The 3,877-nt window shown below is 61.1% G+C and carries 5 protein-coding genes and 1 pseudogene; 4 read left to right on the top strand and 2 right to left on the bottom strand.

Going from position 1 to position 3,877, the window contains the following annotated elements; translation table 11 throughout:
- Positions 1-3 precede the first annotated feature (3 nt).
- Together ACP5EL_RS08080 and ACP5EL_RS08075 are read right to left on the bottom strand one after the other, a co-directional pair.
- A complete protein-coding gene (locus ACP5EL_RS08080; protein WP_428402000.1) occupies positions 4-414 on the bottom strand; it encodes a hypothetical protein in 411 nt (136 codons plus the stop codon).
- A 73-nt stretch (positions 415-487) separates the two neighbouring features.
- Entirely contained in the window at positions 488-1,336 is an 849-nt protein-coding gene (locus ACP5EL_RS08075) for a DUF333 domain-containing protein (protein ID WP_428401999.1), read from the bottom strand.
- A 117-nt stretch (positions 1,337-1,453) separates the two neighbouring features.
- Between ACP5EL_RS08075 and ACP5EL_RS08070 the strand changes: the two genes are divergently transcribed.
- The 4 genes and pseudogenes from ACP5EL_RS08070 to ACP5EL_RS08055 form a co-directional block, all read left to right on the top strand.
- The gene (locus ACP5EL_RS08070; RefSeq protein WP_428402001.1) at positions 1,454-2,425 is read left to right on the top strand and encodes a replication factor C small subunit; all 972 of its coding nucleotides are present in this window, start codon (positions 1,454-1,456) and stop codon (positions 2,423-2,425) included.
- 16 nt (positions 2,426-2,441) lie between these two features.
- Positions 2,442-3,128 (top strand): queuosine precursor transporter, encoded by a 687-nt coding sequence (locus tag ACP5EL_RS08065; protein ID WP_428401998.1) that lies wholly within the window; start codon positions 2,442-2,444, stop codon positions 3,126-3,128.
- A 105-nt stretch (positions 3,129-3,233) separates the two neighbouring features.
- Positions 3,234-3,539: a ferritin family protein gene (locus ACP5EL_RS08060; RefSeq protein WP_428401997.1), complete on the top strand. Its 306-nt coding sequence runs from the start codon at positions 3,234-3,236 to the stop codon at positions 3,537-3,539.
- A 138-nt stretch (positions 3,540-3,677) separates the two neighbouring features.
- Positions 3,678-3,877 (top strand): annotated as a pseudogene (locus tag ACP5EL_RS08055) (hypothetical protein); the annotation flags it as partial.

Below are 3,877 nucleotides of genomic sequence, written 5' to 3'. Positions count from 1 at the left end.
GATTTATTTAACCTCTTTGGGAGGTCGAGAAAGAAAGCCTGCAAGCCTCGTCTGCCCTCGATCATCCACGCCGCCTTCGCCCACCTCCGGCACCGATACCCCCAGCTTCTCCTCGAACCACTTTGCCACCAGCCGCCGATGGCAGAAGGCGCCCGACCTCTCCCAACAGAGGAGGATGGCGTCCTCGCCGAGGTCGGCATAGACGGTGGCGGGGTCGAGCTTCGAGAGAACCCCCTCCCGGTAGCGCCGAATGTACTCGTCCTCGTCGATGGCGCCGCTCTTGGCAGCCTGGACGAGGCGCCAGGTGGGGGCGAGCGGCTCGTACGCGCGGCCGGTCCAGCCCCGGGGCTGGGTCCGGGAGATGGCGACGGCCCGGGGGTGGGAGCCGGATCGGGCGAAGTTGGAGGTCTGCATACTCGATCTCGAAGAGCTTTTTCTTAAAGCAAGGTGGAGGAGACGACTTCCGCCACCCCTAGTCGGTCGTTGCTCACACCTCCGTTGAGCACTCCGCCTTTACGCACTCCGCCCTCCTGCAGTTCGCTCCGATGACGATCTCGTCTCCGAGGCTGGTCTTGATGCGCCACTGTGGCTCCTCGGCCTCCGGGGTCATCGGCCAGAAGAGGCTCAATTCTGCGAAGGTGGCGCCGCAGTCCATCGACTGCATGATGGCGATCGCCTCCTCATAGTCCACCATGTATCTGTCGAAGGCCCGGACCCCCTGAGGGCAAGTCGCCTCCTCGGGCCTGATCATCCCGATCAGAGGTGCCTGGGCGACGTAGTATTGGCGGCATTTTCCGTCCTCGTCCCGGTAGATGATCTCCCATCCCAGAACGTCCCCGGCGCTCGTCCCCGCGGAGCTGTTGATCCGGGCGACCTTTGAGATCAGGCCCGGATGCTCGACGGGCGGCTCGCACCCCTCTTTCAGGGTCCATCGGTTGCAGTTGGAGGGACTGCACTCGCCGTCGAGGCGGCTCTGCTCGCTGCACTCGGAGCAGTCGTCGAAGACGCAGACCGCGTACTCTGCGCTGAAGGTTCCTACATCCTCCACCCGGCTCTCGATCCTGTAGCCCTCAAGCTCGCAGCGGGTGAAGCTCTGGCCGCACTTGCCCCGGTAGAAGTCCCAGGTCGGACAGGAGGTACCGTCGGGGAAGATGCAGTCGCCGTCTACACATTCGTAGCCCAGCTCCTCGCAGTAGACGGAGGAGGGGTCAGCGAGGCCCACCGGATCCGCGGTATCGGCGACCGGCCTCGCACTCCAAGTCTCATTCTCTCCCTCCGCCAGCGCAGGCGCGGCGAGAAGGGCCAGCGCCAAAAACAAGATCTTCGATATATTCATCAGATTCGCCTCTCCGTATGATCGGTGACATCACTATATAATAACTTTCAAATGTCGGCGGGGAGGCAAGTTTGATATAGAGATAAGGGCCAGCTCGTTCTGGAGGAGGGGTCTAGGATAAAAGAGGAGATCTGGATCGAGAAGTACAGGCCGACGAGCCTGGAGGACGTGGTGGGCCAAGAGGAGATAGTGAGGAGGCTCAAGTCCTACGTCAGGAGCAGAAACGTCCCCCACCTGCTCTTCTCGGGGCCGCCGGGGGTGGGGAAGACCGCCGCCGCCATCAGCATGGTTCGAGAGCTCTTCGGCGACGACTGGCGGGCGAACTTCATCGAGCTGAACGCCAGCGACGAGCGCGGTATCGACGTGGTCAGACACAAGGTCAAGGACTTCGCCAGGACCGCGCCCCTGGGAGACGCCGAGTTCAAGGTGATCTTCCTCGACGAGGCCGACGCCCTCACCAACGACGCCCAGAGTGCCCTGCGGAGGACGATGGAGAGGTACAGCTCCATCTGCAGGTTCATTCTATCGTGCAACTACTCCTCCAAGATAATCGAGCCGATCCAGTCCAGGTGCGCAGTCTATCGGTTTCGGTCCCTCTCCGACGAGGCCGTGGCCGAGAGGATGAAGAGGATCGCCGATGCCGAGAAGATCGGTCTGACTGAGGAGGGGCTGGGTGCGATAGTCTACGTCGCCCGGGGCGACATGAGAAAGGCGATCAACGCCCTCCAGGCGGCGTCCCTGATGGAGGAGTCGGTGACCGGGGAGACGATCTACCAGATCACCGCCACCGCCAGGCCCGAACAGATCAAAGAGCTGATCGAGGTCGCCCGCGCTGGCAAGTTCACCAAGGCGAGAGGCCTCCTCGACGAGCTCCTCCTGGTCCAGGGGCTCTCGGGAGAGGACATCATAATTCAGATCCACCGACATATGCTCAGCCTCATGGACTCCGACGAGCTTTCAGCCTCCACTGTGGTACGGCTGATGGACAGGATCGGAGAGATCGACTTTCGGATGACGGAAGGCGCCAACGAGCGGATACAGCTGGAGGCGCTCCTGGCCTACTTCGCCCTCGCCAGCTCAGAGCCGTGAGGTGAAAATAACTGCCATGGACCTGATCCCCTTCTTCTGGGCGGCCGCGACCCTGGCCATAGTGACCCTCTCTGCGGTCCTGGCGGCCAGGTTCGGGGTGGAGATCGCAGTCGGGGTCTTCGCGAGCTTGACCGTCCTCGCAAACCTCATCGCCGCGAAGACGATCGTCTTTGGACCCTTCATAGCGCCGGCGGCGGTTTTGGTCTACGCCTCCACATTCCTTTTGACCGACATATTGAGCGAGCTATTCGGGGCGGAGAAGGCGAGGCTGGCGGTCTGGACCGGCTTCATCGCAAACCTGGTGATGATGGTCTCGATTCTGATCGCGGTCCGGTGGTCGGCCTCGCCGGTGATGGACCCGGGGCTTGCAGCCTCTTTTGATGCCGTATTCGGCTTCGCCCCAAGGGTGATCGCAGCCTCCATGGTCGCATATCTGGTGAGCCAGCATCACGACGTCTGGGCCTACGGCTTCTGGAGGGATAAGACCGGTGGAAGGCATCTTTGGCTCCGGAACAACGCCTCCACCATGGCCTCCCAGCTGATCGACACCATGATCTTCATCAGCCTCGCCTTCTACGCCGTCCTCCCAAACTCCGTCCTGGTCCAGATGATGGTGGGCCAGTACGCCATCAAGCTTCTGATCGCGGTCCTGGACACGCCCTTCATGTACCTGGCGGTGGCGGCGACCCGGAAGGCGGGATGAGGTCAGAGATCTGACTTTGGAATCTGTGGAAGAGCGAAACCCTTATCGCTGACGCGAGCCTGATAGTTTAGAAGCGAATCTGCGAGGTTCTTGGAGGAAGAAGACATGCCCGAATTTGCAAACCCATTTTCAGGTCTGGCCAGCGACCGGAAGCTTACCCAAGAGGAGCTGATCCGAGCCATCAGATACATGATCGCCGCTGAGTACGAGGCGGTCCAGCTCTACATGCAGCTGTCGGAGTCGACGGACGATGAGCTGGCCAAGGAGGTCCTGGTGGACATCGCCGACGAGGAGAGGGTCCACGCGGGGGAGTTTCTGAGGCTCCTCAAGGAGCTGGCCCCCGACGAGGAGGAGCACTACCAGGAAGGCTACGAAGAGGTGGAGGAGATGATCGAGGAGCTGAGGGGGTGAGATGGGTCCGGGACTTCTGCGCCGCCTGAGCACATCGGGCTTTGAAGTCCCAACCGCATCCAATCCATTTTTGCTCTTGGAACGCGGTCTATCCCAAATCTGTACATCTGCAAGGGACTGAGGCTTTTAGGAGAGGGCATGAGGAACCTCTTGATATCCATCATTATTCTGCTGCTGGCCTCCTCTTCCGGTTCGGTCTGCAAGACCGATTCGCCGATGGAGTCTGGTCTGCCCAAAATTGACGCCTCCGGCATGGTCTACAACGTCGTGGATGGAGAGACATTCAACGTCACCGACTTCGGCCGAGTCAGGTTGGCGGACGTCGACTCGCCGGAGAT

The organism is Methanocrinis sp. (assembly GCF_049974945.1).
Classification (GTDB): domain Archaea; phylum Halobacteriota; class Methanosarcinia; order Methanotrichales; family Methanotrichaceae; genus Methanocrinis.
Note: the sequence above shows the minus strand (reverse complement) of the source record. Positions and strands in the feature narration are given on the sequence as shown.